This is a genomic window from Streptomyces lydicus, assembly GCF_000717345.1.
In the GTDB taxonomy this organism is placed as follows: domain Bacteria; phylum Actinomycetota; class Actinomycetes; order Streptomycetales; family Streptomycetaceae; genus Streptomyces; species Streptomyces lydicus.
The window spans coordinates 97,722-123,033 of sequence record NZ_JNZA01000027.1 but is presented as its reverse complement, the minus strand read 5'-3'; the positions used below and the strand labels follow the sequence as shown (position 1 = coordinate 123,033).

The window sequence follows — 25,312 nt, the reverse complement described above, 5'->3', positions numbered from 1 at the left end:
CCGTCTCCCGAGAGTCGGAACACGCTTTAGGCTTGACACCGTCTGCCGGGGTAATCCCCGCAATCCGTGAGGTTTGCCCCGGCAGCCGGCATCCCAGCAAAGATCACCTGGCGCCGATGAGTAAGGCGTACAGAACCACTTCAGGAGGAACCAGTGGCGAAGGCGAAGTTCGAGCGGACTAAGCCGCACGTCAACATCGGCACCATCGGTCACATCGACCACGGTAAGACGACCCTCACGGCCGCCATTACCAAGGTGCTGCACGACGCGTACCCGGACCTGAACGAGGCCTCGGCCTTCGACCAGATCGACAAGGCTCCTGAGGAGCGCCAGCGCGGTATCACCATCTCCATCGCGCACGTCGAGTACCAGACGGAGAACCGTCACTACGCCCACGTCGACTGCCCCGGTCACGCGGACTACATCAAGAACATGATCACGGGTGCGGCGCAGATGGACGGCGCCATCCTCGTGGTCGCCGCGACCGACGGCCCGATGCCGCAGACCAAGGAGCACGTGCTCCTGGCCCGCCAGGTCGGCGTTCCGTACATCGTTGTCGCCCTGAACAAGGCCGACATGGTGGACGACGAGGAGATCCTGGAGCTCGTCGAGCTCGAGGTCCGTGAGCTCCTCTCCGAGTACGAGTTCCCCGGCGACGACGTTCCGGTCGTCAAGGTCTCGGCGCTCAAGGCGCTCGAGGGCGACAAGGAGTGGGGCCAGTCGGTCCTGAACCTGATGGCCGCCGTCGACGAGTCGATCCCGCAGCCCGAGCGCGACGTCGACAAGCCGTTCCTGATGCCGATCGAGGACGTCTTCACGATCACCGGCCGTGGCACCGTTGTCACCGGTCGTATCGAGCGTGGTGTCCTCAAGGTCAACGAGACCGTCGACATCATCGGCATCAAGACCGAGAAGACCACCACCACGGTCACCGGTATCGAGATGTTCCGGAAGCTCCTCGACGAGGGCCAGGCCGGTGAGAACGTCGGTCTGCTGCTTCGCGGTATCAAGCGCGAGGACGTCGAGCGCGGCCAGGTCATCATCAAGCCGGGCTCGGTCACCCCGCACACCGAGTTCGAGGCGCAGGCGTACATCCTGTCCAAGGACGAGGGTGGCCGTCACACGCCGTTCTTCAACAACTACCGTCCGCAGTTCTACTTCCGTACGACTGACGTGACCGGTGTGGTGACCCTCCCCGAGGGCACCGAGATGGTCATGCCCGGCGACAACACCGAGATGTCCGTCTCGCTGATCCAGCCGGTCGCCATGGAAGAGGGCCTGAAGTTCGCCATCCGTGAGGGTGGCCGGACCGTCGGCGCCGGCCAGGTCACCAAGATCAACAAGTAAGTGTTGATCGGGGAGACCCGGTAGCTCGACAGAGCAACGAGGAGCCCCGCCCACCATCAGGTGGGCGGGGCTCCTTGACAGTTGGGTCCGATTGGCCTTCGGCGTCCCGGGTGTGGCACACTGTCCAGGTTGCTCGGTTGAGTGCCGATGTTGCGCGCCTCCCGCCGGGAGGACCGGAAGCGAGTCCCAGGTATTCGTCGTCCCTTCTCAGGGCCGGAAATACGGGAATCTTCCGGGAAGCGTCAGCGGGGTGCCTCGGCCAGGCGCCCGGTGGGTGTTCTTCCCCTACCTCTCCTTCTTGAAGGATCTCCCCTGTGGAGATTTACGGGAAGGGGTGCGACACGCCCGACCGCGTGGGTCGGAGAAGAACGGCGCTTCCGCAGAAGCGCAGCGCACCGGGTCCCAGAGCGTTACGAGAGACAGGACTACGAAGTAGCCATGGCGGGACAGAAGATCCGCATCCGGCTCAAGGCCTACGACCACGAGGTCATCGACTCCTCGGCGAAGAAGATCGTCGAGACGGTGACCCGCACTGGTGCGTCGGTCGCGGGCCCGGTGCCGCTGCCCACTGAAAAGAACGTGTACTGCGTCATCAAGTCGCCGCACAAGTACAAGGACTCGCGCGAGCACTTCGAGATGCGCACGCACAAGCGCCTGATCGACATCCTCGACCCGACGCCCAAGACCGTTGACTCGCTGATGCGCCTGGACCTTCCGGCCGGCGTTGACATCGAGATCAAGCTCTGAGAGGCGCGGAAGAGATGGCTAAGCAGATCAAGGGCATCCTGGGCGAGAAGCTCGGCATGACCCAGGTCTGGGACGAGAACAACCGTGTCGTCCCGGTCACTGTGGTCAAGGCCGGCCCCTGTGTCGTTACCCAGGTGCGCACCAATGACCAGGACGGTTACGACTCCGTCCAGATCGCCTTCGGCGAGATCGACCCGCGCAAGGTGAACAAGCCCCTCAAGGGCCACTTCGCGAAGGCCGACGTCACCCCCCGTCGTCACCTCGTCGAGGTCCGTACTCCCGATGCCGGTGAGTACACCCTCGGCCAGGAGCTGACCGCTGAGACCTTCGAGTCCGGCGTCAAGGTGGACGTGACCGGCAAGAGCAAGGGCAAGGGCTTCGCCGGCGTCATGAAGCGTCACGGCTTCCACGGCGGCAAGGCTTCGCACGGTGCCCACCGCGTGCACCGTAAGCCTGGCTCCATCGGTGGCTGTGCCACCCCGGGCCGCGTGTTCAAGGGCATGCGGATGGCCGGCCGTATGGGCAATGAGCGGGTCACCACCCAGAACCTGACCGTCCACGCCGTTGACGCGGAGAAGGGTCTGCTGCTCATCAAGGGCGCAGTTCCTGGTCCGAACGGCGGCCTCGTCCTGGTCCGTACCGCGGCCAAGGGGGCCTGAGGTAACCGATGAGCACCATTGACATCCTTTCGCCGGCAGGCGACAAGGCCGGTACCGTCGAGCTCCCCACGGAGATCTTCGACGCCAAGGTCAGCATTCCGCTGATCCACCAGGTCGTTGTCGCGCAGCTGGCCGCGGCCCGTCAGGGCACGCACAAGACCAAGACTCGCGGCGAGGTCCGCGGCGGTGGCAAGAAGCCGTACCGCCAGAAGGGCACCGGCCGCGCGCGCCAGGGTTCGACCCGTGCGCCGCAGTTCGCCGGCGGTGGCGTCGTCCACGGTCCCGTGCCGCGTGACTACAGCCAGCGGACCCCGAAGAAGATGAAGGTTGCCGCCCTGCGCGGTGCCCTCACCGACCGGGCCCGCAACAGCCGTATCCACGTCGTTTCCGGCGTGGTCGAGGGCGACATCTCCACCAAGGCCGCCAAGGCTCTCCTCGGCAAGGTCAGCGAGCGCAAGAACGTGCTCCTGGTCGCCGAGCGCAGCGACGAGGCCGCGTGGCTGTCCGCCCGCAACCTGCCCCAGGTCCACATCCTGGAGCCGGGCCAGCTGAACACGTACGACGTGCTCGTCTCCGACGACGTGGTCTTCACCAAGGCCGCCTTCGAGTCCTTCGTGTCTGGCCCCAAGGCCAACGCTGAGACCGAAGGGAGCGACGCCTGATGACTGAGGCCGTCGTCACCAGCAAGACGTTCTCGGACCCGCGTGACGTTCTCGTCAAGCCGGTGGTTTCCGAGAAGAGCTACGCGCTGCTGGACGAGAACAAGTACACGTTCATCGTCGCGCCCGGCGCGAACAAGACCCAGATCAAGCAGGCCGTCGAGGCGGTCTTCTCGGTCAAGGTCACCGGGGTCAACACGATCAACCGGCAGGGCAAGCGCAAGCGCACCCGCACCGGTTACGGCAAGCGCGCCAACACCAAGCGCGCCATCGTGACCCTCGCCGAGGGCGACCGTATCGACATCTTCGGCGGCCCGGTCTCCTAACGGAGTCCGAGTCGTCCGGAATCGGACGAGGACTGAGAAATGGGTATCCGCAAGTACAAGCCGACGACCCCGGGCCGTCGTGGCTCCAGCGTCGCCGACTTTGTCGAGATCACGCGGTCCACGCCGGAGAAGTCGCTGGTCCGCCCGCTGCACAGCAAGGGCGGCCGTAACAACGCCGGTCGTGTGACCGTTCGCCACCAGGGCGGTGGCCACAAGCGCGCCTACCGAGTGATCGACTTCCGTCGTCACGACAAGGACGGCGTGCCGGCCAAGGTCGCGCACATCGAGTACGACCCGAACCGCACCGCGCGCATCGCGCTGCTGCACTACGCAGACGGCGAGAAGCGCTACATCATCGCGCCCCGTGGCCTGGCCCAGGGTGCTCGGATTGAGAACGGCCCTGGCGCCGACATCAAGCCGGGCAACAACCTGCCGCTGCGTCACATCCCCGTGGGTACGACGATCCACGCGATCGAGCTGCGTCCGGGCGGCGGTGCGAAGTTCGCCCGCTCGGCCGGTGCCTCCGTGCAGCTGCTGGCGAAGGAGGGCGCGATGGCCCACCTTCGTATGCCGTCCGGTGAGATCCGCCTGGTCGACGTGCGCTGCCGCGCCACCGTCGGCGAGGTCGGCAACGCCGAGCAGTCGAACATCAACTGGGGCAAGGCCGGCCGTATGCGCTGGAAGGGCGTCCGCCCGACCGTGCGTGGTGTCGTGATGAACCCGGTTGACCACCCGCACGGTGGTGGTGAGGGCAAGACTTCCGGTGGTCGCCACCCGGTCTCGCCCTGGGGTCAGAAGGAGGGTCGTACTCGTTCGCCGAAGAAGGCGAGCAACAAGTACATCGTCCGCCGCCGCAAGACGAACAAGAAGCGCTAGGAGCGGGTTTAGATGCCGCGCAGTCTCAAGAAGGGGCCCTTCGTCGACGACCACCTTTCCAAGAAGGTGGATGTTCAGAACGATGCCGGCACCAAGAACGTCATCAAGACCTGGTCCCGCCGCTCCATGATCGTCCCGGCCATGCTCGGCCACACGATCGCGGTGCACGACGGCCGCAAGCACGTCCCGGTGTTCGTCACCGAGTCGATGGTTGGCCACAAGCTCGGCGAGTTTGCGCCGACCCGCACCTTCCGCGGCCACGAGAAGGACGACCGCAAGTCGCGTCGTCGCTGATCGACCGGAGTGCGAAGACTATGACTGACACCGAAGGGACAACCATGGAAGCCAGGGCCCAGGCGCGGTACATCCGCGTCACGCCCATGAAGGCCCGCCGCGTGGTGGACCTTATCCGTGGCATGGATGCCACGGAGGCTCAGGCGGTCCTGCGTTTCGCCCCGCAGGCCGCGAGCGTGCCGGTTGGCAAGGTGCTGGACAGCGCCATTGCCAACGCCGCGCACAACTACGACCACACGGACGCCTCCTCGCTGGTCATCAGCGAGGCGTACGTCGACGAGGGCCCGACCCTGAAGCGGTTCCGTCCGCGTGCTCAGGGCCGTGCCTACCGGATCCGCAAGCGGACCAGCCACATCACCGTGGTCGTCAGCAGCAAGGAAGGAACCCGGTAATGGGCCAGAAGGTAAACCCGCACGGGTTCCGGCTCGGCATCACCACCGACTTCAAGTCGCGTTGGTACGCCGACAAGCTGTACAAGGACTACGTCAAGGAAGACGTCGCCATTCGTCGCATGATGACGAAGGGCATGGAGCGCGCCGGTATCTCGAAGGTTGAGATCGAGCGCACCCGTGAGCGCGTCCGCGTTGACATCCACACCGCTCGTCCGGGCATCGTCATCGGCCGCCGCGGCGCCGAGGCGGACCGCATCCGCGGCGAGCTGGAGAAGCTGACCGGCAAGCAGGTCCAGCTGAACATCCTCGAGGTCAAGAACCCCGAGACCGACGCTCAGCTGGTGGCCCAGGCCGTCGCCGAGCAGCTGTCCTCCCGCGTCTCCTTCCGTCGCGCCATGCGTAAGAGCATGCAGTCGACGATGAAGGCCGGCGCCAAGGGCATCAAGATCCAGTGCGGCGGTCGTCTCGGCGGCGCCGAGATGTCCCGCTCGGAGTTCTACCGCGAGGGCCGTGTGCCCCTGCACACGCTCCGTGCGAACGTCGACTACGGCTTCTTCGAGGCCAAGACCACCTTCGGCCGCATCGGCGTGAAGGTCTGGATCTACAAGGGCGACGTCAAGAACATCGCCGAGGTGCGCGCGGAGAACGCCGCGGCCCGTGCGGGTAACCGCCCGGCCCGTGGTGGCGGCAACGACCGCCCGCGCCGCGGTGGCGAGCGTGGCGGCCGCGGTGGCCGCAAGCCGCAGCAGCAGAGCGCCGCTGCCGAGGCCCCCAAGGCCGAGGCCGCTGCCGCTGCTCCGGCGGAGACCCCCGGAACGGAGGCCTGACCGACATGCTGATCCCTCGCAGGGTCAAGCACCGCAAGCAGCACCACCCGAAGCGCAACGGTATGGCCAAGGGTGGCACCGAGCTGGCCTTCGGTGAGTACGGAATCCAGGCCGTCACCCCGGCCTACGTGACGAACCGGCAGATCGAGTCCGCTCGTATTGCCATGACCCGTCACATCAAGCGTGGCGGCAAGGTCTGGATCAACATCTACCCGGACCGCCCGCTCACGAAGAAGCCGGCCGAGACCCGCATGGGTTCCGGTAAGGGTTCTCCGGAGTGGTGGGTCGCGAACGTCAAGCCCGGTCGGGTGATGTTCGAGCTGTCCTTCCCGAACGAAAAGGTTGCCAAGGAGGCGCTGACCCGCGCCGCCCACAAGCTTCCGATGAAGTGCCGCATCGTGCGGCGCGAGGCAGGTGAGTCGTGATGGCGGCCGGTATCAAGGCGACCGAGCTGCGCGAGCTGAACAACGAGGACCTCGTTGCCAAGCTTCGTGAGGCCAAGGAGGAGCTGTTCAACCTCCGCTTCCAGGCGGCGACGGGACAGCTCGAGAACCACGGTCGGCTCAAGTCCGTCCGTAAGGACATCGCCCGGATCTACACCCTGATGCGTGAGCGCGAGCTGGGCATCGAGACGGTGGAGAGCGCCTGATGAGCGAGAAGAATGTGACTGAGACGAACGAGCGCGGTTTCCGCAAGACCCGTGAGGGTCTCGTCGTCAGCGACAAGATGGACAAGACCGTCGTCGTCGCTGTCGAGGACCGCGTCAAGCACGCGCTGTACGGCAAGGTCATCCGCCGTACCAACAAGCTCAAGGCGCACGACGAGCAGAACGCTGCCGGTGTCGGCGACCGCGTCCTCCTGATGGAGACCCGGCCGCTGTCCGCCACCAAGCGCTGGCGCATCGTCGAGATCCTCGAGAAGGCCAAGTAATCCCTCCTAGGGGGACCCCCTAGGAACAGTTCCGCCAGGCTCGGCGAGAAGCGCGATCCACTCGCGCTTCTCGCCGGGAACCGGCAGACATTCAGGAGATAGACGTGATCCAGCAGGAGTCGCGACTGCGTGTCGCCGACAACACTGGTGCGAAGGAGATCCTTTGCATCCGTGTTCTCGGTGGTTCCGGTCGCCGCTACGCGGGCATCGGTGACGTCATCGTCGCCACCGTGAAGGATGCGATCCCCGGTGGCAACGTGAAGAAGGGTGACGTCGTCAAGGCGGTCATCGTTCGCACCGTCAAGGAGCGCCGCCGTCCGGACGGCTCGTACATCCGCTTCGACGAGAACGCGGCCGTCATCCTCAAGAACGATGGCGACCCCCGCGGCACCCGCATCTTCGGCCCCGTGGGCCGGGAACTGCGCGAGAAGAAGTTCATGAAGATCATCTCGCTCGCGCCGGAGGTGCTGTAACCGATGAAGATCAAGAAGGGCGACCTGGTCCAGGTCATCACCGGTAAGGACAAGGGCAAGCAGGGCAAGGTCGTGCAGGCCTTCCCCCGCGAGGACCGCGTCCTGGTCGAGGGTGTCAACCGGGTCAAGAAGCACACCAAGGCCGGACAGACCGCTCGTGGTTCGAAGACCGGCGGCATCGTGACGACCGAGGCCCCCATCCACGTGAGCAACGTTCAGCTCGTGGTGGAGAAGGACGGCCAGAAGGTTGTCACCCGCGTCGGATACCGCTTCGACGACGAGGGCAACAAGATCCGCGTTGCCAAGCGGACCGGTGAGGACATCTGATGACTGCCACCACCAACGCGCCGCGTCTGAAGACGCGCTACCGCGAAGAGATCGCCGGGAAGCTGAAGGACGAGTTCTCGTTCGAGAACGTCATGCAGATCCCCGGTCTGACCAAGATCGTGGTCAACATGGGTGTGGGCGACGCCGCCCGCGACTCCAAGCTGATCGAGGGCGCCATCCGCGACCTCACCACGATCACCGGACAGAAGCCGGCCGTCACCAAGGCCCGTAAGTCCATCGCGCAGTTCAAGCTGCGTGAGGGCCAGCCGATCGGTGCCCACGTCACCCTCCGCGGTGACCGCATGTGGGAGTTCCTGGACCGCCTGCTGTCGCTCGCGCTGCCGCGCATCCGCGACTTCCGTGGTCTGTCCCCGAAGCAGTTCGACGGTCGGGGCAACTACACCTTCGGTCTCACGGAGCAGGTCATGTTCCACGAGATCGACCAGGACAAGATCGACCGGACGCGGGGCATGGACATCACCGTGGTCACCACGGCGTCCAACGACGATGAGGGCCGCGCCCTGCTTCGTCACCTCGGCTTCCCGTTCAAGGAGAACTGACCGTGGCGAAGAAGGCTCTGATCGCTAAGGCGGCTCGCAAGCCGAAGTTCGCTGTCCGCGCGTACACGCGTTGCCAGCGCTGCGGCCGTCCGCACTCCGTCTACCGCAAGTTCGGCCTGTGCCGCGTGTGCCTTCGTGAGATGGCTCACCGTGGCGAGCTGCCGGGCGTGACCAAGAGCTCCTGGTAGTCCCCTAGTTGGGATTACCGGAGGCTCTCGGTAAGCAATCGGTTCGGCGGGCGCCTGGCCCTTTTTCCCGTAGGGTAGAAGGGTTTGGGCGTTCCGCCGCCCGAGACCGACCGCGGGCGAAGCCCGCATAACGTCGCTTACTACGCCGTAGGTCCCCGCGCCGCACCCGTCCCGACTCTGATCGGGGAGAGGGATGGCGCACATAGGAAACCCCGGCGAGAGAGGCCGAAGGCCAATTCATGACCATGACTGACCCCATCGCAGACATGCTGACCCGTCTGCGGAACGCGAACTCGGCGTACCACGACACCGTCGTGATGCCGCACAGCAAGATCAAGTCGCACATCGCGGAGATCCTCCAGCAGGAGGGTTACATCACCGGCTGGCGCGTCGAGGACGCCGAGGTTGGCAAGAACCTTGTCCTCGAGCTGAAGTTCGGCCCGAACCGCGAGCGCTCGATCGCCGGCATCAAGCGGATCTCGAAGCCGGGCCTGCGGGTCTACGCAAAGTCCACCAACCTGCCGAAGGTCCTCGGCGGCCTGGGCGTGGCGATCATCTCCACGTCCCACGGTCTCCTGACCGGTCAGCAGGCCAGCAAGAAGGGCGTGGGTGGGGAAGTCCTCGCCTACGTCTGGTAACCAGGGAACGGAGGAATAGCTAATGTCGCGTATTGGCAAGCTGCCCATCCAGGTTCCCGCTGGTGTGGACGTCACCATCGATGGCCGCACGGTCAACGTGAAGGGTCCCAAGGGCTCCCTTTCGCACACCGTTGCCGCGCCCATCGAGGTCGCCAAGGGTGAGGACGGCGTCATCAACGTCTCCCGCCCGAACGACGAGCGTCAGAACAAGGCCCTGCACGGCCTGTCCCGCACGCTGGTGGCGAACATGATCACCGGCGTGACCCAGGGCTACAGCAAGGCGCTCGAGATCAGCGGTGTCGGTTACCGCGTCCAGGCCAAGGGCTCCAACCTGGAGTTCGCCCTGGGCTACAGCCACCCGATCGTGATCGAGGCCCCCGAGGGGATCTCCTTCAAGGTCGAGTCCCCGACCAAGCTCAGCGTCGAGGGCATCGACAAGCAGAAGGTCGGCGAGGTGGCGGCGAACATCCGCAAGCTGCGTAAGCCTGACCCGTACAAGGCCAAGGGCGTCAAGTACGCCGGCGAGGTCATCCGCCGCAAGGTCGGAAAGGCTGGTAAGTAAGCCATGGCATACGGTGTGAAGATCGCGAAGGGTGACGCCTACAAGCGCGCCGCCGCTAAGCGTCGCCACATCCGCATCCGTAAGCGGATTTCGGGTACCCAGGAGCGTCCGCGTCTGGTGGTGACGCGGTCCAACCGTGGCATCACCGCTCAGGTCATCGACGACATCAAGGGCCACACGCTGGCCTCTGCGTCGAGCCTGGACGCTTCGATCCGTGGTGGCGAGGGCGACAAGAGCGCTCAGGCCAAGAAGGTCGGCTCCCTGGTCGCCGAGCGTGCCAAGGCCGCCGGTGTCGAGGCCGTCGTGTTCGACCGTGGTGGCAAGCAGTACGCCGGGCGGATTGCCGCTCTGGCCGACGCCGCCCGCGAAGCCGGGCTGAAGTTCTAAGCCCCGGTTCCGGAGCTAGCGGACGTAACAGAGAGAGGTAAATCCAATGGCTGGACCCCAGCGCCGCGGGAGCGGTGCCGGTGGCGGCGAGCGGCGGGACCGGAAGGGTCGCGACGGTGGCGCTGCCGCCGAGAAGACCGCGTACGTTGAGCGCGTTGTCGCGATCAACCGCGTCGCCAAGGTTGTCAAGGGTGGTCGTCGTTTCAGCTTCACCGCGCTGGTCGTGGTGGGCGACGGTGACGGCACCGTAGGTGTCGGTTACGGCAAGGCCAAGGAAGTTCCGGCTGCCATCGCCAAGGGCGTGGAAGAGGCCAAGAAGAACTTCTTCAAGGTCCCCCGTATCCAGGGCACCATCCCTCACCCCATCCAGGGCGAGAAGGCTGCGGGCGTTGTCCTGCTCAAGCCGGCTTCCCCCGGTACCGGTGTGATCGCCGGTGGCCCCGTGCGTGCCGTTCTGGAGTGCGCGGGCATCCACGACGTGCTGAGCAAGTCGCTCGGTTCGTCGAACCCGATCAACATCGTGCACGCCACGGTGACCGCGCTTCAGGGCCTTCAGCGCCCCGAGGAGATCGCGGCGCGTCGTGGCCTGCCGCTGGAGGACGTTGCTCCCGCCGCTCTGCTGCGGGCGCGTGCAGGGGTGACCGCGTAATGGCGCACCTCAAGATCACGCAGACGAAGTCCTACATCGGTAGCAAGCAGAACCACCGCGACACCCTTCGTTCGCTGGGCCTCAAGCGGCTCAACGACGTGGTTGTCAAGGAGGACCGTCCCGAGTTCCGCGGCATGGTGCACACCGTCCGCCACCTCGTGACGGTTGAGGAGGTCGACTGACATGGCGGAGAACAACCCGCTGAAGGTCCACAACCTCCGGCCCGCCCCGGGTGCCAAGACCGCCAAGACCCGTGTCGGTCGTGGTGAGGCGTCCAAGGGTAAGACCGCTGGTCGTGGTACCAAGGGCACGAAGGCCCGTTACCAGGTTCCGGAGCGCTTCGAGGGTGGGCAGATGCCCCTCCACATGCGCCTCCCGAAGCTGAAGGGCTTCAAGAACCCCGCCCACAAGCAGTTCCAGGTCGTGAACCTGGCCAAGCTGGCCGAGCTCTACCCGCAGGGTGGCGAGGTCACGGTGGCCGACCTGGTTGCCAAGGGCGCGGTGCGCAAGAACGAGCTCGTCAAGGTCCTGGGCCAGGGCGAGGTCTCCGTGGCGCTGCAGGTGACGGTTGACGCCGTCTCCGGCTCCGCCAAGGAGAAGATTGCCGCTGCCGGCGGCACCGTCACCGAGCTCATCAACGCCTGAGTTCGCTGACAGCACGGCACAAGGGCCGGTCCTCCTCGGAGGGCCGGCCCTTTGCGTTGTCCGTCGTCGTGCCTGCTGTACGGCCGGGGCCGGCGCTCCGAAGACCTGTGAGCCGCGGAGACCGGGGGAGGGGCCCGGTGGGGCCGTGAGCGACGCCCTGAAGAGTCCGCGGGGCCCGGAATGGGCCTCCCGCGGCGGATACCGCGTGCGATGCGCGGTATTCCTGATCGGCGAACCCCCCGCTCCCGAGGCGCGACCCGGTAGGGTAGCCCAAGCTGCCATCTGTTATCGCGGGGTAAGGCCCCGGGATAGCTCACACAGGCACTCACCGAGATCGACCACCGTCATTTGCCCACACTGGACGTGTGAGGTGCAGGAGGCTCCGTGTTCACCGCGTTCGCCCAGGCGTTCAAGACGCCTGACCTGCGCAAGAAGCTGCTGTTCACGCTGGGCATCGTGCTGCTCTACCGGCTCGGCACCCACATTCCCATGCCCGGCGTGAACTATTCGAACGTTCAGCTGTGCATGAAGCAGGCCGGTTCCAACACCGGTCTCTTCGGGCTGGTGAACATGTTCAGCGGTGGTGCGCTGCTGCAGGTCACCATCTTCGCGATGGGGATCATGCCGTACATCACGGCAAGCATCATTCTGCAGTTGCTGACTGTGGTGATCCCCCGGCTGGAGGCCCTCAAGAAGGAGGGCCAGTCGGGACAGGGCAAGATCACGCAGTACACCCGGTACCTGACCGTCGCGCTTGCCGTGATGCAGGGCACCGGCCTGATCGCGGTGGCCCGCAACGGCGCGCTGTTCCAGGGCTGCCCGGTCGCCAGCGAGATCATCCCCAGCAACTCGATCTTCACCACGATCACCATGGTCATCACGATGACCGCCGGCACCTGCCTGATCATGTGGCTCGGTGAGCTGATCACCGACCGCGGCATCGGCAACGGCATGTCGATCCTGATGTTCATCTCGATCGCCGCCGGCTTCCCGGGCGCCCTGTGGCAGATCAAGCTCACCGGCAAGCTCGCCGACGGCTGGATCGAGTTCTTCGCGGTCATCCTGGTCGGCCTCGCGATGGTCGCCCTGGTGGTCTTCGTCGAGCAGGCCCAGCGGCGCATTCCGGTGCAGTACGCGAAGCGGATGATCGGGCGCCGGTCCTACGGCGGTACGTCCACTTACATCCCGCTCAAGGTGAACCAGGCCGGTGTGATTCCGGTCATCTTCGCGTCATCGCTGCTCTACATTCCAGCTCTCATCGCACAGTTCAGCGGGTCGAAGGCGGCATGGGCGACGTGGATCGCCACCAACTTCACCAAGGGAAATCACCCGGTTTACATCGTTACGTACTTCCTGCTGATCGTCTTCTTCGCGTTTTTCTACGTCGCCATCAGCTTCAACCCCGAAGAAGTTGCCGACAACATGAAGAAGTATGGTGGCTTCATCCCGGGTATCCGGGCTGGTCGCCCGACGGCCGAGTACCTCAGCTACGTGCTCAACCGGATCACGTGGCCGGGCTCGCTGTACCTGGGGCTGATCGCGCTCGTACCAACAGTGGCGTTGGTGCTGTTCAACGCGAACCAGAACTTCCCGTTCGGCGGGACGAGCATCCTCATCATCGTGGGTGTGGGCCTGGAGACCGTGAAGCAGATTGAGAGCCAGCTTCAGCAGCGCAACTACGAAGGGTTCCTCCGCTGATGCGAATCGTCCTCGTCGGACCCCCGGGGGCCGGCAAGGGTACACAGGCTGCGTACCTTGCCAAGAACCTCGCGATCCCGCACATCTCCACGGGGGACCTGTTCCGGGCCAACATCAGCCAGGGGACACCCCTGGGTGTTGAGGCGAAGTCCTACATGGACGCCGGCAACCTGGTACCCGACTCGGTCACGATCGGCATGGCCAAGGACCGCATGGAGCAGCCCGACGCCGCCGAGGGCTTCCTCCTGGACGGCTTCCCGCGCAACCTCCGCCAGGCCGAGGCGCTGGACGAGTACCTCAAGGACAAGAACCTCAAGCTGGACGCCGTCCTGGACCTGGAGGTCCCGGAGGACGAGGTCGTCAAGCGGATCGCCGGCCGGCGGATCTGCCGCAACGACAGCAGTCACGTCTTCCACGTCGAGTACAACAAGCCGAAGGCCGAGGGCGTCTGCGACGTCTGCGGCGGCGACCTGTACCAGCGTGACGACGACCGCGAGGAGACCGTCCGCAAGCGGCTGGAGGTCTACCACACGGAGACCGAGCCGATCATCGACTACTACAAGGAGCAGGGGCTGGTCGTGACCATCCCCGCCCTCGGCAAGGTCGAAGAGGTCACGGAGCGGTCCATGGCGGCCCTCCAGCGCGGTAAGTAAACCGGCAGCTCCGTACGGCCGCGGTGTCCCTCACGGGCACCGCGGCCGTACTGTTGGTCAAGCACGGCACACGCAGGACGAGAACGAAGGCGGAAGGCGCCCCGCATGGTGGAGATCAAGACCCCCGAGCAGATCGCGAAGATGCGCGAGGCGGGGCTGGTGGTCGCCGCCATCCACGCGGCGACCCGACAGGTCGCGGTGCCGGGCGCCACGACCAAGGACCTGGACGACGCGGCACGCAAGGTGCTCGCCGAGCACGGTGCGAAGTCGAACTTCCTCGGGTACGGCGGCTTCCCCGCGACGATCTGCACCTCGGTGAACGACGTCGTCGTCCACGGCATCCCGGACACCGACACGGTGCTCCAGGACGGGGACATCATCTCCATCGACTGCGGCGCGATCGTCGACGGCTGGCACGGCGACGCCGCGTACACCGCCTTCGTCGGGTCCGGTCACTCCGCGGAGCTGGTCGAACTCAGCCGGGTCACCGAGGAGTCGATGTGGGCCGGCATCGCGGCGGTCGCCAAGGGCAACCGCCTGGTGGACATCTCCAAGGCGATCGAGGGCTACATCCGGCGCCAGCCCCGCCCGGCGAGCGGTAAGTACGGCATCGTCGAGGACTACGGCGGCCACGGCATCGGCTCGCAGATGCATATGGACCCGCACCTGCTGAACTACGTCGACCGCAAGCGCGGCCGCGGCCCGAAGCTGGTGCCCGGCTTCTGCATCGCGATCGAGCCGATGGTCAACCTCGGCACGGCCAAGACCCACGTCCTCGAGGACGACTGGACGGTCAAGTCGAACGACGGCAGCTGGTCCTCGCACTGGGAGCACTCGGTCGCGCTGACCGAGGACGGCCCGCTGGTGCTGACCGCGCCGGACGGCGGCAAGGCCAAGCTGGCCGAGCTGGGCATCACCGCCGCGCCCGACCCGCTGGCGTAAGGGCTCGAGGGCGGGGAGTGACCCCCGGTCCGTCGCGTGCCGCGGCCCTTTGGCGTAAGGATCTCTGCGGGTGGGCAATAATCCTGGATTCGTCTTTTCCTGGGCACTGACGTAGACTGACGCGTCGGCTCTCGTGCATCCGTATGTCTGTAGGTAGACAGCCCGGTGGTGCGGGAGTTGATCAAGGTAGCCGATTCGAAGGGCGAAGCGTGGCCAAGAAGCAAGGTGCCATCGAAATCGAGGGCACCGTGATCGAGTCCCTCCCGAACGCCATGTTCAAGGTGGAGCTCCAGAACGGTCACAAGGTCCTCGCGCACATCAGCGGCAAGATGCGGATGCACTACATCCGTATCCTCCCGGATGACCGGGTCGTCGTGGAGCTTTCTCCCTACGACCTGACGCGTGGCCGGATCGTCTACCGCTACAAGTAGATCTTGTCGGCGCCCCGCTCCCGTGGGGTGACGGCACTGACCCGGAGAACCTCACATCCCATGAAGGTCAAGCCGAGCGTCAAGAAGATCTGCGACAAGTGCAAGGTGATCCGCCGCCACGGCCGGGTCATGGTCATCTGCGACAACCTGCGCCACAAGCAGCGCCAGGGCTGACGCACGCCGACCACCTGCATTTCGCAGTTCGCGCGACGCAAGCACACACGTACATACGCAGACACCCGACCCCCCGCATCGCTCGCGTGGGGACGACACCCCCGGCTCGGAGGCCGGGGACCCGGCTCGTAATTCGTCAGAGTCTTACGGGAACGGTGCTGCGGAAGACCTCCGAATAGCCATCAGGAGCCACATCAATGGCACGCCTCGCAGGCGTTGATCTCCCGCGCGAAAAGCGTGTGGAGGTCGCCCTCACCTACGTCTTCGGTATCGGGCGGACGCTCTCGCAGCAGACCCTCGCCGCCACCGGCGTGAACCCGAACACCCGTGTTCGCGACCTTGCTGAGGAAGACCTCATCAAGATCCGCGAGTACGTGGACAACAACCTCAAGACCGAGGGTGACCTCCGTCGCGAGATCCAGGCCGACATCCGCCGCAAGGTCGAGATCGGCTGCTACCAGGGTCTGCGTCACCGCCGCGGTCTGCCGGTGCACGGTCAGCGCACCAGCACGAACGCCCGTACCCGCAAGGGCCCGCGTCGCGCGATCGCCGGCAAGAAGAAGCCGGGCAAGAAGTAGTCCTCAGCAGGACGCTTACCAGCGGTCTTCGCTGTAGGACCGACCACCTCCACGGGAGAAATTCATGCCTCCGAAGGGCCGTACGGCCGGCGCCAAGAAGGTGCGCCGCAAGGAGAAGAAGAACGTCGCCCACGGGCACGCTCACATCAAGAGCACGTTCAACAACACGATCGTCTCGATCACCGACCCGACCGGGAATGTGATCTCTTGGGCCTCTGCCGGCCACGTCGGCTTCAAGGGCTCGCGCAAGTCCACCCCCTTCGCCGCGCAGATGGCCGCCGAGTCGGCCGCCCGCCGCGCGCAGGAGCACGGCATGCGCAAGGTTGACGTCTTCGTCAAGGGTCCCGGCTCCGGCCGTGAGACCGCGATCCGCTCGCTCCAGGCCACCGGCCTCGAGGTCGGTTCGATCCAGGACGTCACCCCCACCCCGCACAACGGATGCCGCCCGCCCAAGCGTCGCCGCGTCTGACCACCTGAAGTAGGAGACAACTAGACAATGGCGCGTTACACCGGGGCCGACTGCAAGCGTTGCCGTCGGGAGAAGCAGAAGCTCTTCCTCAAGGGGAGCAAGTGCGAGAGCGCAAAGTGCCCGATCGAGATCCGTCCTTACCCCCCGGGTGAGCACGGTCGCGGGCGCACCAAGGACAGCGAGTACCTGCTCCAGCTTCGTGAGAAGCAGAAGTGCAGCCGCATCTACGGTGTCCTTGAGAAGCAGTTCGTGAACTACTACAAGGAAGCGAACCAGAAGACCGGCAAGACCGGTGAGAACCTTCTGCGCATCCTTGAGACCCGCCTCGACAACGTGGTTTACCGGGCCGGCTTCGCCAAGTCCCGCGACCACGCCCGTCAGCTGGTGCGTCACGGACACATCACCGTCAACGGCCGCAAGACCGACATCCCGTCGGCTCGTGTGGCAGTGAACGACATCGTCGAGGTCCGCGAGGGCTCTCGGAACCTGACCCCCTTCGAGGTGGCCAAGGCCGAGGCCGGCGAGAAGACCGTTCCGGCCTGGCTGGAATCGATCCCCTCGCAGCTCCGCATCCTCGTGCACAGCATGCCCGAGCGCCAGGTGATCGACACCCAGGTGCAGGAGCAGCTGATCGTCGAGCTCTACTCGAAGTAAGGCTCGCCGGCTCTGCCACAGGTACGAGCCGTTGGGTGGGGGCGGTACGAGACCTTTGGTCGCGTGCCGCCCGTACCCTTGTCAGTACAGCGGGCGTCAAATAGCGGGCGTCCACGACTGAAGGACCGAAAACATGCTGATTGCTCAGCGTCCCTCGTTGACCGAAGAGGTCGTCGACGAATACCGCTCCCGGTTCGTGATCGAGCCGCTGGAGCCGGGCTTCGGCTACACCCTCGGAAACTCCCTGCGTCGGACCCTCCTGTCCTCGATTCCGGGTGCGGCGGTCACGTCCATCCGCATCGACGGTGTCCTGCACGAGTTCACCACCGTGCCGGGCGTCAAGGAGGACGTCACCGACCTCATCCTCAACATCAAGCAGCTGGTCGTCTCCTCGGAGCACGACGAGCCGGTCGTGATGTACCTGCGCAAGCAGGGCCCGGGTCTGGTCACCGCCGCGGACATCGCGCCGCCGGCCGGTGTCGAGGTCCACAACCCCGACCTGGTCCTCGCCACGCTCAACGGCAAGGGCAAGCTGGAGATGGAGCTGACCGTCGAGCGCGGTCGCGGCTACGTCTCCGCCGTGCAGAACAAGCAGGTGGGGCAGGAGATCGGCCGTATCCCGGTCGACTCCATCTACTCGCCGGTGCTCAAGGTCACGTACAAGGTCGAGGCGACCCGTGTCGAGCAGCGCACCGACTTCGACAAGCTGATCGTCGACGTCGAGACCAAGCAGGCCATGCGCCCGCGCGACGCCATGGCGTCGGCCGGCAAGACCCTGGTCGAGCTGTTCGGCCTGGCCCGCGAGCTCAACATCGACGCCGAGGGCATCGACATGGGCCCGTCCCCGACGGACGCCGCCCTCGCCGCCGACCTCGCGCTGCCGATCGAGGAGCTCGAGCTCACCGTTCGCTCGTACAACTGCCTCAAGCGTGAGGGCATCCACTCCGTGGGTGAGCTCGTGGCGCGCTCCGAGGCGGACCTGCTCGACATCCGCAACTTCGGTGCGAAGTCGATCGACGAGGTCAAGGCGAAGCTGGCCGGTATGGGCCTCGCGCTGAAGGACTCGCCTCCTGGCTTCGACCCGACCGCCGCCGCCGACGCCTTCGGCGCCGACGACGACGCGGACGCCGGTTTCGTGGAGACCGAGCAGTACTGAGTTTGTCCGGCTGGGGTCCGGGGCGCTGCCCCGGACCCCAGTCGTGTGAATCTTCCGCGGGGCGGCCGCCTCGTGGGAACTGACACCGGTACCTGATACGGCCGGTGCAGCAATGAAGGAGATACACCATGCCGAAGCCCGCCAAGGGTGCCCGTCTGGGCGGCAGCGCCGCGCACGAGCGTCTGATGCTGCGCAACCTGGCCACCGCTCTCTTCGAGCACGGCCGCATCACGACGACCGAGGCCAAGGCCCGTCGTCTGCGTCCGTACGCGGAGCGCCTGGTGACCAAGGCGAAGAAGGCGGACCTGCACAACCGCCGCCAGGTCATGCAGCTGATCTCGGACAAGAGCGTCGTGCACACGCTCTTCACCGAGATCGCCCCGCGGTTCGAGAACCGCCCGGGTGGCTACACCCGCATCACCAAGATCGGTAACCGCCGTGGCGACAACGCTCCCATGGCCGTCATCGAGCTGGTGGAGGCGCTGACCGTGGCCCAGCAGGCCACCGGTGAGGCCGAGGCGGCCACCAAGCGTGCCGCCAAGGACGCCGAGGCTGCCACCGAGGCCAAGGCCGAGTCGACCGAGGCCCCGGCCGAGGAGTCCAAGGACGCCTGAGTCCGTTGCTCCGCGTCAGCGGAGGTGACTCGGACGCCTGAGGCGTTCGTCTGGCTGTGAGGAGTGGGTCCGTCCCTTGGGGACGGGCCCGCTTTTCGTTGTGCGGGCCCTGAGAGGATTGATGGCGTGAGTGACGAGGTGGAGCCCGGGTACGTCCGGGTGCGGCTGGACCTTGCCTATGACGGCAAGGACTTTTCGGGCTGGGCCAAGCAGGCCGGCGGGCAGCGGACGGTGCAGGCGGAGATCGAGGACGCGCTGCGTACGGTCACGCGGTCGCCGGAGCCGTACGAGCTGACGGTGGCCGGGCGGACGGACGCGGGGGTGCACGCGCGGCGGCAGGTGGCGCACGTGGACCTGCCGGAGGGGATCTGGGCCGAGCACCGGGAGAAGCTGCGCAAGCGGCTGGCCGGGCGGCTGCCGAAGGACGTGCGGGTGTGGTCGGTGGCCGAGGCGCCCGAGGGGTTCAACGCGCGCTTCTCGGCGATCTGGCGGCGGTACGCGTACCGGGTGACCGATCATCCCGCGGGCGTGGACCCGCTGCTGCGCGGCCATGTGCTGTGGCACGACTGGCCGCTGGACGTGGCGGCCATGAACGAGGCCGCCCGGCCGCTGCTCGGTGAGCACGACTTCGCCGCGTACTGCAAGAAGCGGGAGGGCGCGACGACCATCCGCACGCTCCAGGAGCTGAGCCTGGTGCGGGACGCGGAGGGGATCATCACGGCGACGGTGCGGGCGGACGCCTTCTGCCACAACATGGTGCGCTCGCTGATCGGAGCGCTGCTGTTCGTCGGCGACGGGCACCGGCCGCCGGAGTGGCCGGCGAAGGTGCTGGCGGCCGGCGTACGGGACTCCGCGGTGCACGTCGTACGGCCGCACGGGCTGACGCTGGAGGAGGTCGGCTATCCGGCCGACGAGGGCCTGCGGGCGCGCAACAAGGAGGCGCGCAACAAGCGGACGCTGGGGGCGTCCTCCGGGGCCGGCTGCTGCTGAGGCGGGACCGGCCCGGAGGAGCGGTGGTGGCGCCGTCGCAGGGCGGCGCCACCGGGGGCGTCAGGACGACTGGCCGGCCTTCTTGCGGGCCTCTTCGAGCTGCTTCTCGGCGGCCTTCGCGGCCTGGTCCTTGCCGCGCTGGGTGATCTGGCTGAAGGCGTAGGCGCCGCCGTCCCGTGCGATCTGCCGGGCCTTGGTCTCCGAGGCCACGACGTCCTTGCCGTCGAGGTAGCCGGCGATCGTGAAGTAGGCGTAGCGGCCGGTGGCGTTGGTGGCCATCCGGCACTTGTGGCCCTGGCAGAAGTCCGAGGGGACGCCGCCGCCGGGCAGCGGCATCAGGTTGGTCCGCGCCTCGTTCATGACCTTGGCGGCCTGGGCCGGCGAGTTGAAGACCGCGACGCCGATGGTGACCGCGACACCGCCCTTGGAGTACGTGGCGCGCAGCAGCTGCTTGCAGCCGTTGTGGGCGAGCGAGGACACCAGGGCGCCCTGGGCGCCGGCGGTGCAGTCCTTGGTGGTGGCGGTGTTGGTGCGGGGGTAGCTGTGCTCGCCGACGATCATGCTCTTCTGCGGGAAGAGGGTGGCGGGGGTGAGCGGCGCGGTGTCCTTCTTGGGGTCGGTGATGTAGTCCCGCGGGTTGGGCGGCGGCGGCACGGAGACGTCGGGGAAGGACGGCTTGTCGTCCGGCGCGGCCTGGTCGGACGAGCTGGGGGCGGCGGTCGGATTGCCGCCGGGCGAGCTGCCGCCGGCCATGACGGCGGCCGCGACGATGCCGGCCACCGCGAGGGCCGCCAGTGCGCCGCCGCCGATCCACATCCAGCGCTTGCGTCGGGACCGCGCCTCGCTCTCGTCGGCGAGCGCGTCCCAGTCCGGAGTGGACGACATTGATCCCCCGGGGCCGTCGAAGGGCCCGCCTTGCCCGTAACTCATGGCGCGCATCCTAATGCGGTTGGTGGAACGCCTGGCGGCCGGTCACAATCCGCCCATGGGACATCTGGAAGCCGGACACCTCGAGTACTACCTGCCGGACGGGAGGGTCCTGCTGGGGGACGTGTCCTTCCGGGTGGCGGAGGGCGCCTCGATGGCGCTGGTCGGGGCCAACGGCGCCGGCAAGACGACCTTGCTGCGGCTGCTCGCGGGGGAGCTGGAGCCGCACGGCGGGACGGTGTCGGTCAGCGGCGGGCTGGGCGTGATGCCGCAGTTCGTGGGCTCCGTGCGCGACGACCGTACGGTCCGGGACCTGCTGGTGTCGGTGGCCCAGCCGCGGATCCGGGACGCGGCGGCCGCGGTGGACGCCGCCGAGCTGGCCCTGATGACGGCCGAGGCGGACGACGAGGCCGCGCAGATGGCGTACGCGCAGGCGCTCAGCGACTGGGCGGAGGCGCGGGGCTACGAGGCCGAGACGGTCTGGGACATGTGCACGACGGCCGCGCTGGGGATGCCGTACGAGAAGGCCCAGTGGCGGCAGGTGCGCACACTCAGCGGCGGTGAGCAGAAGCGGCTGGTGCTGGAGTCGCTGCTGCGCGGCACCGACGAGGTGCTGCTGCTGGACGAGCCGGACAACTATCTGGACGTGCCGGGCAAGCGGTGGCTGGAGGAGCAGCTGCGCACCACCCGCAAGACGGTGCTGTTCGTCTCGCACGACCGGGAGCTGCTGGCCCGCGCCGCGGAGAAGATCATCAGCGTCGAGCCGGGGCCGGCGGGCTCCGACGTCTGGGTGCACGGCGGCGGCTTCGACACGTACCACGAGGCCCGCAAGGAGCGCTTCGCCCGCTTCGAGGAGCTGCGCCGGCGCTGGGACGAGAAGCACGCCCAGCTCAAGAAGCTGGTGATCAATCTGCGGCAGGCCGCCGCGGTGAGCCACGAGATGGCCTCGCGCTACGCGGCGGCGCAGACCCGGCTGCGGAAGTTCGAGGAGGCCGGGCCGCCGCCGGAGCCGCCGCGCGAGCAGGAGATCACGATGCGGCTGCGCGGCGGGCGCACCGGCGTACGTGCCGTGACCTGCGAGAACCTGGAGCTGACCGGCCTGATGAAGCCGTTCTCCCTGGAGGTCTTCTACGGGGAGCGGGTCGCGGTGCTGGGCTCCAACGGGTCGGGCAAGTCACACTTCCTGCGTCTGCTGGCGGGGGACAGCGACCGTCCGGTGGCCCATACGGGCACCTGGAAGCTGGGCGCCCGGGTCGTGCCCGGCCACTTCGCGCAGACCCACGCGCACCCCGAGCTCAGGGGCCGCACCCTGCTGGACATCCTGTGGACCGAGCACGCCAAGGACAAGGGCCAGGCCATGTCGGCGCTGCGCCGCTACGAGCTGGAGAAGCAGGCCGAGCAGCCCTTCGAGCGGCTCTCCGGGGGCCAGCAGGCGCGTCTGCAGATCCTCCTGCTGGAGCTCTCCGGCAGTACGGCCCTGCTGCTCGACGAGCCGACCGACAACCTGGACCTGGAGTCGGCGGAGGCGCTGCAGGAGGGGCTGGAGGCGTATGAGGGGACGGTGCTGGCGGTGACGCACGACCGGTGGTTCGCGCGGTCCTTCGACCGGTTCCTGGTGTTCGGCGCGGACGGCGTGGTGCGGGAGACGCCGGAGCCGGTGTGGGACGAGCGGCGGGTGGCACGGGAGCGGTAGCGGTGCGGACGGGGCCCGGGGAGGGGAGAATGGAGGGGCCGCGGTGGCGACGGCAGGACGGGACCGCACGCGGGTTCGGGGGGCGTTTTGACCCCGCTGGGGAGGGCCCGGTATTCTGCCAGTTCGTTATGCGTATTGGCTTGCTCTATCTCACGTGAGGGGCCCTTACGCCGGTCCACCGGACCGGTCACCAGCGGCGGACGATCGGGTTGCGTCACCCGTAGCGCCGCCTTGCTGTGTGATCAGCCGCGGTGACCAGTACAGGACCCGTCCCCACGGTCTGACGACCAGGGGAAACCACTCTGAAGAAGCGAAGGCTAAGACGTGCGTACGTTCAGCCCCAAGCCCGGCGATGTCCAGCGCCAGTGGCACATCATTGACGCGCAGGACGTTGTCCTGGGCCGTCTGGCCAGCCAGACCGCGTCCCTCCTGCGCGGCAAGCACAAGCCGGTTTACGCCCCTCACGTTGACATGGGTGACTTCGTCATCATCATCAACGCTGACAAGGTGCACCTGTCCGGCAACAAGCGGACGCAGAAGCTGGCCTACCGCCACTCCGGCTTCCCGGGTGGTCTGCGCTCGGTCCGCTACGACGAGCTGCTCGACAAGAACCCCGAGAAGGCCGTCGAGAAGGCCATCAAGGGCATGCTCCCCAAGAACACCCTCGGCCGTCAGATGCTCTCGAAGCTGAAGGTCTACGCAGGTGCCGAGCACCCGCACGCTGCGCAGCAGCCGGTCCCGTTCGAGATCACCCAGGTCGCGCAGTAAGTCCGGCCACACCCCCTAAGACGACAGAGAATCTGAGGAGCATCGTGGCTGAGACCACCCCCGAGACCCCGCTGGACGAGGTCGAGGAGTACACCACCGAGACCGAGGTCGTGGAGTCGGAGTACACCTCCGAGTCCCTCGCGTCCCGCTTCGGCGACCCGCAGCCGGCCGCCGGCCTGGGCCGTCGCAAGAACGCCATCGCCCGCGTCCGGATCGTCCCGGGCACCGGCCAGTGGAAGATCAACGGCCGCACCCTTGAGGGTTACTTCCCCAACAAGGTGCACCAGCAGGAAGTCAACGAGCCCTTCAAGGTGCTCGAGCTCGACAACCGCTACGACGTGATCGCCCGCATCTCCGGCGGCGGCATCTCCGGCCAGGCCGGTGCGCTGCGCCTGGGCGTGGCCCGTGCGCTGAACGAGGCGGACGTGGACAACAACCGCCCCGCGCTGAAGAAGGCCGGGTTCCTCAAGCGTGACGACCGTGCGGTCGAGCGCAAGAAGGCCGGTCTGAAGAAGGCCCGCAAGGCGCCGCAGTACAGCAAGCGCTAATCGCGCGCGCTGCACCATGCAGCTCTTGGCGAACGCCCCGGTGGCACCGACCGTGCTGCCGGGGCGTTCGGCTATCCGTGACCAGGGGCGTATACCTGGATTCAAGGCTCTGGTCCAAGCTCGACAACTCGGAGGACACCAGTGGGACGACTCTTCGGCACGGACGGGGTACGCGGCGTCGCCAATGCGGACCTGACGGCGGAGCTGGCGCTCGGTCTGTCGGTGGCCGCGGCACATGTACTGGCCGAAGTGGGCACCTTCGAAGGGCACCGCCCGGTGGCGGTGGTCGGACGCGATCCACGCGCGTCCGGGGAGTTTCTGGAAGCCGCGGTCGTCGCCGGGCTGGCCAGCGCCGGTGTGGACGTGCTGCGCGTGGGCGTGCTGCCGACCCCGGCGGTCGCCTATCTGACCGGTTCGCTGGGTGCGGACCTCGGTGTGATGCTCTCCGCCAGCCACAACCCGATGCCCGACAACGGGATCAAGTTCTTCGCCCGCGGCGGTCACAAGCTCGCCGACGAGCTGGAGGACCGGATCGAGGAGACGTACCGCGCGCACAGCTCCGGCGAGCCGTGGGAGCGGCCGACCGGTTCCGGGGTGGGCCGGGTCACCGTCTACGACGAGGGCTTCGACAACTACGTCGCGCACCTGGTCGGCGTGCTGCCCAACCGGCTGGACGGGCTGAAGGTCGTCATCGACGGTGCGCACGGCGCGGCGTCGCGGGTCTCGCCGGAGGCGTTCGCCCGGGCCGGCGCCGAGGTCGTCACGCTCGGTACCGACCCCGACGGCCTGAACATCAACGACGGCTGCGGCTCCACCCACCTCGGCCAGCTGCGCGCGGCGGTCGTCGAGCACGGCGCCGACCTGGGTGTGGCCCACGACGGTGACGCGGACCGCTGCCTGGCGGTGGACCGCGAGGGCAACGAGATCGACGGCGACCAGATCCTGGCCGTCCTCGCGCTCGGCATGCGCGAGGCGGGCGTGCTGCGCAAGAACACCGTGGTCGCCACGGTCATGTCCAACCTGGGCTTCAAGCTGGCCCTGGAGCGCGAGGGCATCGAGCTCGTACGGACCGCGGTCGGCGACCGCTACGTCCTGGAGGAGATGAAGGCGCACGGCTTCGCGCTGGGCGGTGAGCAGTCCGGGCACGTCATCGTGCTCGACCACGCCACCACCGGCGACGGCACGCTGACCGGGCTGATGCTGGCGGCCCGGGTCGCGGCTACCGGCCGTACGCTCGGCGAGCTGGCCGGCGTCATGGAGCGGCTGCCGCAGATCCTCGTCAACGTCCCCGACGTGGACCGCTCGCGGGTGGCCACCTCGCCCGAGCTGACCGCCGCGGTCGCCGAGGCGGAGCGGGAGCTGGGGGCCACCGGCCGGGTGCTGCTGCGGCCGTCCGGTACGGAGCCGCTGGTGCGCGTCATGGTGGAGGCCGCGGACATCGAGCAGGCCAGGGCCGTGGCGGAGCGCCTCGCCGATGTGGTGAAGTCCGCGCTGGGCTGACCTTCCGGTGCCTGGGCCCGGCCCCGCTCGA

The 25,312-nt window shown here is 67.1% G+C and carries 38 protein-coding genes; 37 read left to right on the top strand and 1 reads right to left on the bottom strand.

All coding sequences use genetic code 11. The features are described 5' to 3' along the window. Positions 1-153 precede the first annotated feature (153 nt). The 33 genes from tuf (at position 154) to truA (ending at position 19,845) form a co-directional block, all read left to right on the top strand. Positions 154-1,347 (top strand): elongation factor Tu, encoded by a 1,194-nt coding sequence (tuf, locus tag OO62_RS24465; RefSeq protein WP_033269709.1) that lies wholly within the window; start codon positions 154-156, stop codon positions 1,345-1,347. Positions 1,348-1,785: 438 nt separating this feature from the next. Then, positions 1,786-2,094 (top strand): 30S ribosomal protein S10, encoded by a 309-nt coding sequence (rpsJ, locus tag OO62_RS24460; protein WP_003948644.1) that lies wholly within the window; start codon positions 1,786-1,788, stop codon positions 2,092-2,094. A gap of 14 nt (positions 2,095-2,108) precedes the next feature. Beyond that, positions 2,109-2,753: a 50S ribosomal protein L3 gene (rplC, locus tag OO62_RS24455; RefSeq protein ID WP_006604873.1), complete on the top strand. Its 645-nt coding sequence runs from the start codon at positions 2,109-2,111 to the stop codon at positions 2,751-2,753. Between the two features lie 8 nt (positions 2,754-2,761). After that, positions 2,762-3,415 (top strand): 50S ribosomal protein L4, encoded by a 654-nt coding sequence (gene rplD / locus OO62_RS24450; protein WP_033269708.1) that lies wholly within the window; start codon positions 2,762-2,764, stop codon positions 3,413-3,415. After that, positions 3,415-3,738 (top strand): 50S ribosomal protein L23, encoded by a 324-nt coding sequence (rplW, locus tag OO62_RS24445; RefSeq protein ID WP_033269707.1) that lies wholly within the window; start codon positions 3,415-3,417, stop codon positions 3,736-3,738. The genes rplD and rplW overlap by 1 nt, the downstream gene beginning before the upstream one ends. 39 nt (positions 3,739-3,777) lie before the next feature. Beyond that, complete coding sequence (gene rplB / locus OO62_RS24440) at positions 3,778-4,614, top strand: 50S ribosomal protein L2 (RefSeq protein ID WP_006604876.1); 837 nt, start codon at positions 3,778-3,780, stop codon at positions 4,612-4,614. A 12-nt stretch (positions 4,615-4,626) separates the two neighbouring features. After that, complete coding sequence (gene rpsS, locus OO62_RS24435) at positions 4,627-4,908, top strand: 30S ribosomal protein S19 (protein WP_018090899.1); 282 nt, start codon at positions 4,627-4,629, stop codon at positions 4,906-4,908. A 44-nt stretch (positions 4,909-4,952) separates the two neighbouring features. Continuing rightward, positions 4,953-5,300 carry a 50S ribosomal protein L22 gene (rplV, locus tag OO62_RS24430; RefSeq protein ID WP_004571827.1) on the top strand — a complete coding sequence of 116 codons (348 nt, stop codon included), beginning with the start codon at positions 4,953-4,955 and terminating at the stop codon, positions 5,298-5,300. Continuing rightward, on the top strand, positions 5,300-6,127 hold the full coding sequence (gene rpsC / locus OO62_RS24425; RefSeq protein ID WP_033269706.1) for a 30S ribosomal protein S3: 828 nt from the start codon (positions 5,300-5,302) through the stop codon (positions 6,125-6,127). Before rplV ends, rpsC begins: the two co-directional genes overlap by 1 nt. Positions 6,128-6,132: 5 nt before the next feature. Beyond that, positions 6,133-6,552 (top strand): 50S ribosomal protein L16, encoded by a 420-nt coding sequence (gene rplP, locus OO62_RS24420; RefSeq protein ID WP_004571829.1) that lies wholly within the window; start codon positions 6,133-6,135, stop codon positions 6,550-6,552. Next, positions 6,552-6,776, top strand: coding sequence for a 50S ribosomal protein L29 (rpmC, locus tag OO62_RS24415; RefSeq protein WP_033269705.1), 225 nt, complete (start codon positions 6,552-6,554; stop codon positions 6,774-6,776). Before rplP ends, rpmC begins: the two co-directional genes overlap by 1 nt. After that, entirely contained in the window at positions 6,776-7,057 is a 282-nt protein-coding gene (rpsQ, locus tag OO62_RS24410) for a 30S ribosomal protein S17 (RefSeq protein ID WP_006604882.1), read from the top strand. The genes rpmC and rpsQ overlap by 1 nt, the downstream gene beginning before the upstream one ends. 104 nt (positions 7,058-7,161) lie before the next feature. Further along, positions 7,162-7,530, top strand: coding sequence for a 50S ribosomal protein L14 (gene rplN / locus OO62_RS24405; RefSeq protein WP_003998823.1), 369 nt, complete (start codon positions 7,162-7,164; stop codon positions 7,528-7,530). Positions 7,531-7,533: 3 nt separating this feature from the next. Further along, complete coding sequence (gene rplX / locus OO62_RS24400; RefSeq protein ID WP_033269704.1) at positions 7,534-7,857, top strand: 50S ribosomal protein L24; 324 nt, start codon at positions 7,534-7,536, stop codon at positions 7,855-7,857. Then, positions 7,857-8,417 (top strand): 50S ribosomal protein L5, encoded by a 561-nt coding sequence (rplE, locus tag OO62_RS24395; protein WP_033269703.1) that lies wholly within the window; start codon positions 7,857-7,859, stop codon positions 8,415-8,417. Before rplX ends, rplE begins: the two co-directional genes overlap by 1 nt. Positions 8,418-8,419: 2 nt before the next feature. Beyond that, positions 8,420-8,605 (top strand): type Z 30S ribosomal protein S14, encoded by a 186-nt coding sequence (locus OO62_RS24390; protein ID WP_004571834.1) that lies wholly within the window; start codon positions 8,420-8,422, stop codon positions 8,603-8,605. A gap of 239 nt (positions 8,606-8,844) precedes the next feature. Continuing rightward, positions 8,845-9,243 carry a 30S ribosomal protein S8 gene (rpsH, locus tag OO62_RS24385; RefSeq protein ID WP_006604885.1) on the top strand — a complete coding sequence of 133 codons (399 nt, stop codon included), beginning with the start codon at positions 8,845-8,847 and terminating at the stop codon, positions 9,241-9,243. Positions 9,244-9,265: 22 nt separating this feature from the next. Then, entirely contained in the window at positions 9,266-9,805 is a 540-nt protein-coding gene (rplF, locus tag OO62_RS24380) for a 50S ribosomal protein L6 (protein WP_033269702.1), read from the top strand. 3 nt (positions 9,806-9,808) lie between these two features. Next, a complete protein-coding gene (rplR, locus tag OO62_RS24375; RefSeq protein WP_033269701.1) occupies positions 9,809-10,192 on the top strand; it encodes a 50S ribosomal protein L18 in 384 nt (127 codons plus the stop codon). A 46-nt stretch (positions 10,193-10,238) separates the two neighbouring features. Further along, the gene (rpsE, locus tag OO62_RS24370) at positions 10,239-10,841 is read left to right on the top strand and encodes a 30S ribosomal protein S5 (protein ID WP_006604888.1); all 603 of its coding nucleotides are present in this window, start codon (positions 10,239-10,241) and stop codon (positions 10,839-10,841) included. Continuing rightward, positions 10,841-11,023, top strand: a complete 183-nt coding sequence (gene rpmD, locus OO62_RS24365; RefSeq protein ID WP_006604889.1) for a 50S ribosomal protein L30 — start codon at positions 10,841-10,843, stop codon at positions 11,021-11,023. Before rpsE ends, rpmD begins: the two co-directional genes overlap by 1 nt. Position 11,024: 1 nt before the next feature. Continuing rightward, on the top strand, positions 11,025-11,486 hold the full coding sequence (gene rplO / locus OO62_RS24360) for a 50S ribosomal protein L15 (protein WP_033269700.1): 462 nt from the start codon (positions 11,025-11,027) through the stop codon (positions 11,484-11,486). Between the two features lie 384 nt (positions 11,487-11,870). Then, positions 11,871-13,184, top strand: a complete 1,314-nt coding sequence (gene secY / locus OO62_RS24355) for a preprotein translocase subunit SecY (RefSeq protein ID WP_033269699.1) — start codon at positions 11,871-11,873, stop codon at positions 13,182-13,184. Beyond that, positions 13,184-13,837, top strand: a complete 654-nt coding sequence (locus tag OO62_RS24350) for an adenylate kinase (RefSeq protein ID WP_033269698.1) — start codon at positions 13,184-13,186, stop codon at positions 13,835-13,837. The genes secY and OO62_RS24350 overlap by 1 nt, the downstream gene beginning before the upstream one ends. A gap of 105 nt (positions 13,838-13,942) precedes the next feature. Next, entirely contained in the window at positions 13,943-14,779 is an 837-nt protein-coding gene (map, locus tag OO62_RS24345) for a type I methionyl aminopeptidase (protein ID WP_033269697.1), read from the top strand. 209 nt (positions 14,780-14,988) lie between these two features. Then, entirely contained in the window at positions 14,989-15,210 is a 222-nt protein-coding gene (gene infA, locus OO62_RS24340; protein ID WP_003956442.1) for a translation initiation factor IF-1, read from the top strand. A gap of 60 nt (positions 15,211-15,270) precedes the next feature. Continuing rightward, positions 15,271-15,384: a 50S ribosomal protein L36 gene (gene rpmJ / locus OO62_RS24335; RefSeq protein ID WP_003956441.1), complete on the top strand. Its 114-nt coding sequence runs from the start codon at positions 15,271-15,273 to the stop codon at positions 15,382-15,384. A 197-nt stretch (positions 15,385-15,581) separates the two neighbouring features. Continuing rightward, positions 15,582-15,962, top strand: coding sequence for a 30S ribosomal protein S13 (gene rpsM, locus OO62_RS24330; RefSeq protein ID WP_030074809.1), 381 nt, complete (start codon positions 15,582-15,584; stop codon positions 15,960-15,962). A gap of 64 nt (positions 15,963-16,026) precedes the next feature. After that, entirely contained in the window at positions 16,027-16,431 is a 405-nt protein-coding gene (gene rpsK / locus OO62_RS24325) for a 30S ribosomal protein S11 (RefSeq protein WP_004571845.1), read from the top strand. 27 nt (positions 16,432-16,458) lie between these two features. Beyond that, positions 16,459-17,085: a 30S ribosomal protein S4 gene (gene rpsD / locus OO62_RS24320; RefSeq protein ID WP_033269696.1), complete on the top strand. Its 627-nt coding sequence runs from the start codon at positions 16,459-16,461 to the stop codon at positions 17,083-17,085. Between the two features lie 133 nt (positions 17,086-17,218). Next, positions 17,219-18,241 (top strand): DNA-directed RNA polymerase subunit alpha, encoded by a 1,023-nt coding sequence (locus tag OO62_RS24315; protein WP_003956430.1) that lies wholly within the window; start codon positions 17,219-17,221, stop codon positions 18,239-18,241. 128 nt (positions 18,242-18,369) lie between these two features. Next, on the top strand, positions 18,370-18,855 hold the full coding sequence (gene rplQ, locus OO62_RS24310) for a 50S ribosomal protein L17 (protein ID WP_033269695.1): 486 nt from the start codon (positions 18,370-18,372) through the stop codon (positions 18,853-18,855). 126 nt (positions 18,856-18,981) lie between these two features. Further along, entirely contained in the window at positions 18,982-19,845 is an 864-nt protein-coding gene (truA, locus tag OO62_RS24305; protein ID WP_033269694.1) for a tRNA pseudouridine(38-40) synthase TruA, read from the top strand. Positions 19,846-19,905: 60 nt separating this feature from the next. Here truA and OO62_RS24300 read toward each other — a convergent pair whose 3' ends face one another. Then, positions 19,906-20,775 carry a membrane protein gene (locus OO62_RS24300; RefSeq protein ID WP_033269693.1) on the bottom strand — a complete coding sequence of 290 codons (870 nt, stop codon included), beginning with the start codon at positions 20,773-20,775 and terminating at the stop codon, positions 19,906-19,908. 55 nt (positions 20,776-20,830) lie between these two features. Between OO62_RS24300 and OO62_RS24295 the strand changes: the two genes are divergently transcribed. From OO62_RS24295 to glmM, 4 genes are all read left to right on the top strand, one after another. Next, complete coding sequence (locus OO62_RS24295) at positions 20,831-22,465, top strand: ABC-F family ATP-binding cassette domain-containing protein (protein WP_033269692.1); 1,635 nt, start codon at positions 20,831-20,833, stop codon at positions 22,463-22,465. A gap of 324 nt (positions 22,466-22,789) precedes the next feature. After that, positions 22,790-23,233 (top strand): 50S ribosomal protein L13, encoded by a 444-nt coding sequence (gene rplM, locus OO62_RS24290; protein ID WP_033269691.1) that lies wholly within the window; start codon positions 22,790-22,792, stop codon positions 23,231-23,233. Between the two features lie 44 nt (positions 23,234-23,277). After that, positions 23,278-23,781 carry a 30S ribosomal protein S9 gene (gene rpsI / locus OO62_RS24285; RefSeq protein WP_033269690.1) on the top strand — a complete coding sequence of 168 codons (504 nt, stop codon included), beginning with the start codon at positions 23,278-23,280 and terminating at the stop codon, positions 23,779-23,781. Positions 23,782-23,922: 141 nt separating this feature from the next. Next, a complete protein-coding gene (gene glmM, locus OO62_RS24280) occupies positions 23,923-25,281 on the top strand; it encodes a phosphoglucosamine mutase (RefSeq protein WP_033269689.1) in 1,359 nt (452 codons plus the stop codon). The last annotated feature ends 31 nt before the right edge of the window (positions 25,282-25,312 follow it).

Coding starts and splice junctions, on each gene's coding strand:
- rpsJ (WP_003948644.1), top strand. CDS start 1,786: ATGGCGGGACAGAAGATCCGCATCCGGCTCAAGGCCTACGACCACGAG.
- rplC (WP_006604873.1), top strand. CDS start 2,109: ATGGCTAAGCAGATCAAGGGCATCCTGGGCGAGAAGCTCGGCATGACC.
- rplD (WP_033269708.1), top strand. CDS start 2,762: ATGAGCACCATTGACATCCTTTCGCCGGCAGGCGACAAGGCCGGTACC.
- rplW (WP_033269707.1), top strand. CDS start 3,415: ATGACTGAGGCCGTCGTCACCAGCAAGACGTTCTCGGACCCGCGTGAC.
- rplB (WP_006604876.1), top strand. CDS start 3,778: ATGGGTATCCGCAAGTACAAGCCGACGACCCCGGGCCGTCGTGGCTCC.
- rpsS (WP_018090899.1), top strand. CDS start 4,627: ATGCCGCGCAGTCTCAAGAAGGGGCCCTTCGTCGACGACCACCTTTCC.
- rplV (WP_004571827.1), top strand. CDS start 4,953: ATGGAAGCCAGGGCCCAGGCGCGGTACATCCGCGTCACGCCCATGAAG.
- rpsC (WP_033269706.1), top strand. CDS start 5,300: ATGGGCCAGAAGGTAAACCCGCACGGGTTCCGGCTCGGCATCACCACC.
- rplP (WP_004571829.1), top strand. CDS start 6,133: ATGCTGATCCCTCGCAGGGTCAAGCACCGCAAGCAGCACCACCCGAAG.
- rpmC (WP_033269705.1), top strand. CDS start 6,552: ATGGCGGCCGGTATCAAGGCGACCGAGCTGCGCGAGCTGAACAACGAG.
- rpsQ (WP_006604882.1), top strand. CDS start 6,776: ATGAGCGAGAAGAATGTGACTGAGACGAACGAGCGCGGTTTCCGCAAG.
- rplX (WP_033269704.1), top strand. CDS start 7,534: ATGAAGATCAAGAAGGGCGACCTGGTCCAGGTCATCACCGGTAAGGAC.
- rplE (WP_033269703.1), top strand. CDS start 7,857: ATGACTGCCACCACCAACGCGCCGCGTCTGAAGACGCGCTACCGCGAA.
- rpsH (WP_006604885.1), top strand. CDS start 8,845: ATGACCATGACTGACCCCATCGCAGACATGCTGACCCGTCTGCGGAAC.
- rplF (WP_033269702.1), top strand. CDS start 9,266: ATGTCGCGTATTGGCAAGCTGCCCATCCAGGTTCCCGCTGGTGTGGAC.
- rplR (WP_033269701.1), top strand. CDS start 9,809: ATGGCATACGGTGTGAAGATCGCGAAGGGTGACGCCTACAAGCGCGCC.
- rpsE (WP_006604888.1), top strand. CDS start 10,239: ATGGCTGGACCCCAGCGCCGCGGGAGCGGTGCCGGTGGCGGCGAGCGG.
- rpmD (WP_006604889.1), top strand. CDS start 10,841: ATGGCGCACCTCAAGATCACGCAGACGAAGTCCTACATCGGTAGCAAG.
- rplO (WP_033269700.1), top strand. CDS start 11,025: ATGGCGGAGAACAACCCGCTGAAGGTCCACAACCTCCGGCCCGCCCCG.
- OO62_RS24350 (WP_033269698.1), top strand. CDS start 13,184: ATGCGAATCGTCCTCGTCGGACCCCCGGGGGCCGGCAAGGGTACACAG.
- map (WP_033269697.1), top strand. CDS start 13,943: ATGGTGGAGATCAAGACCCCCGAGCAGATCGCGAAGATGCGCGAGGCG.
- rpmJ (WP_003956441.1), top strand. CDS start 15,271: ATGAAGGTCAAGCCGAGCGTCAAGAAGATCTGCGACAAGTGCAAGGTG.
- rpsM (WP_030074809.1), top strand. CDS start 15,582: ATGGCACGCCTCGCAGGCGTTGATCTCCCGCGCGAAAAGCGTGTGGAG.
- rpsK (WP_004571845.1), top strand. CDS start 16,027: ATGCCTCCGAAGGGCCGTACGGCCGGCGCCAAGAAGGTGCGCCGCAAG.
- rpsD (WP_033269696.1), top strand. CDS start 16,459: ATGGCGCGTTACACCGGGGCCGACTGCAAGCGTTGCCGTCGGGAGAAG.
- OO62_RS24315 (WP_003956430.1), top strand. CDS start 17,219: ATGCTGATTGCTCAGCGTCCCTCGTTGACCGAAGAGGTCGTCGACGAA.
- rplQ (WP_033269695.1), top strand. CDS start 18,370: ATGCCGAAGCCCGCCAAGGGTGCCCGTCTGGGCGGCAGCGCCGCGCAC.
- OO62_RS24300 (WP_033269693.1), bottom strand. CDS start 20,775: ATGAGTTACGGGCAAGGCGGGCCCTTCGACGGCCCCGGGGGATCAATG.
- OO62_RS24295 (WP_033269692.1), top strand. CDS start 20,831: ATGGGACATCTGGAAGCCGGACACCTCGAGTACTACCTGCCGGACGGG.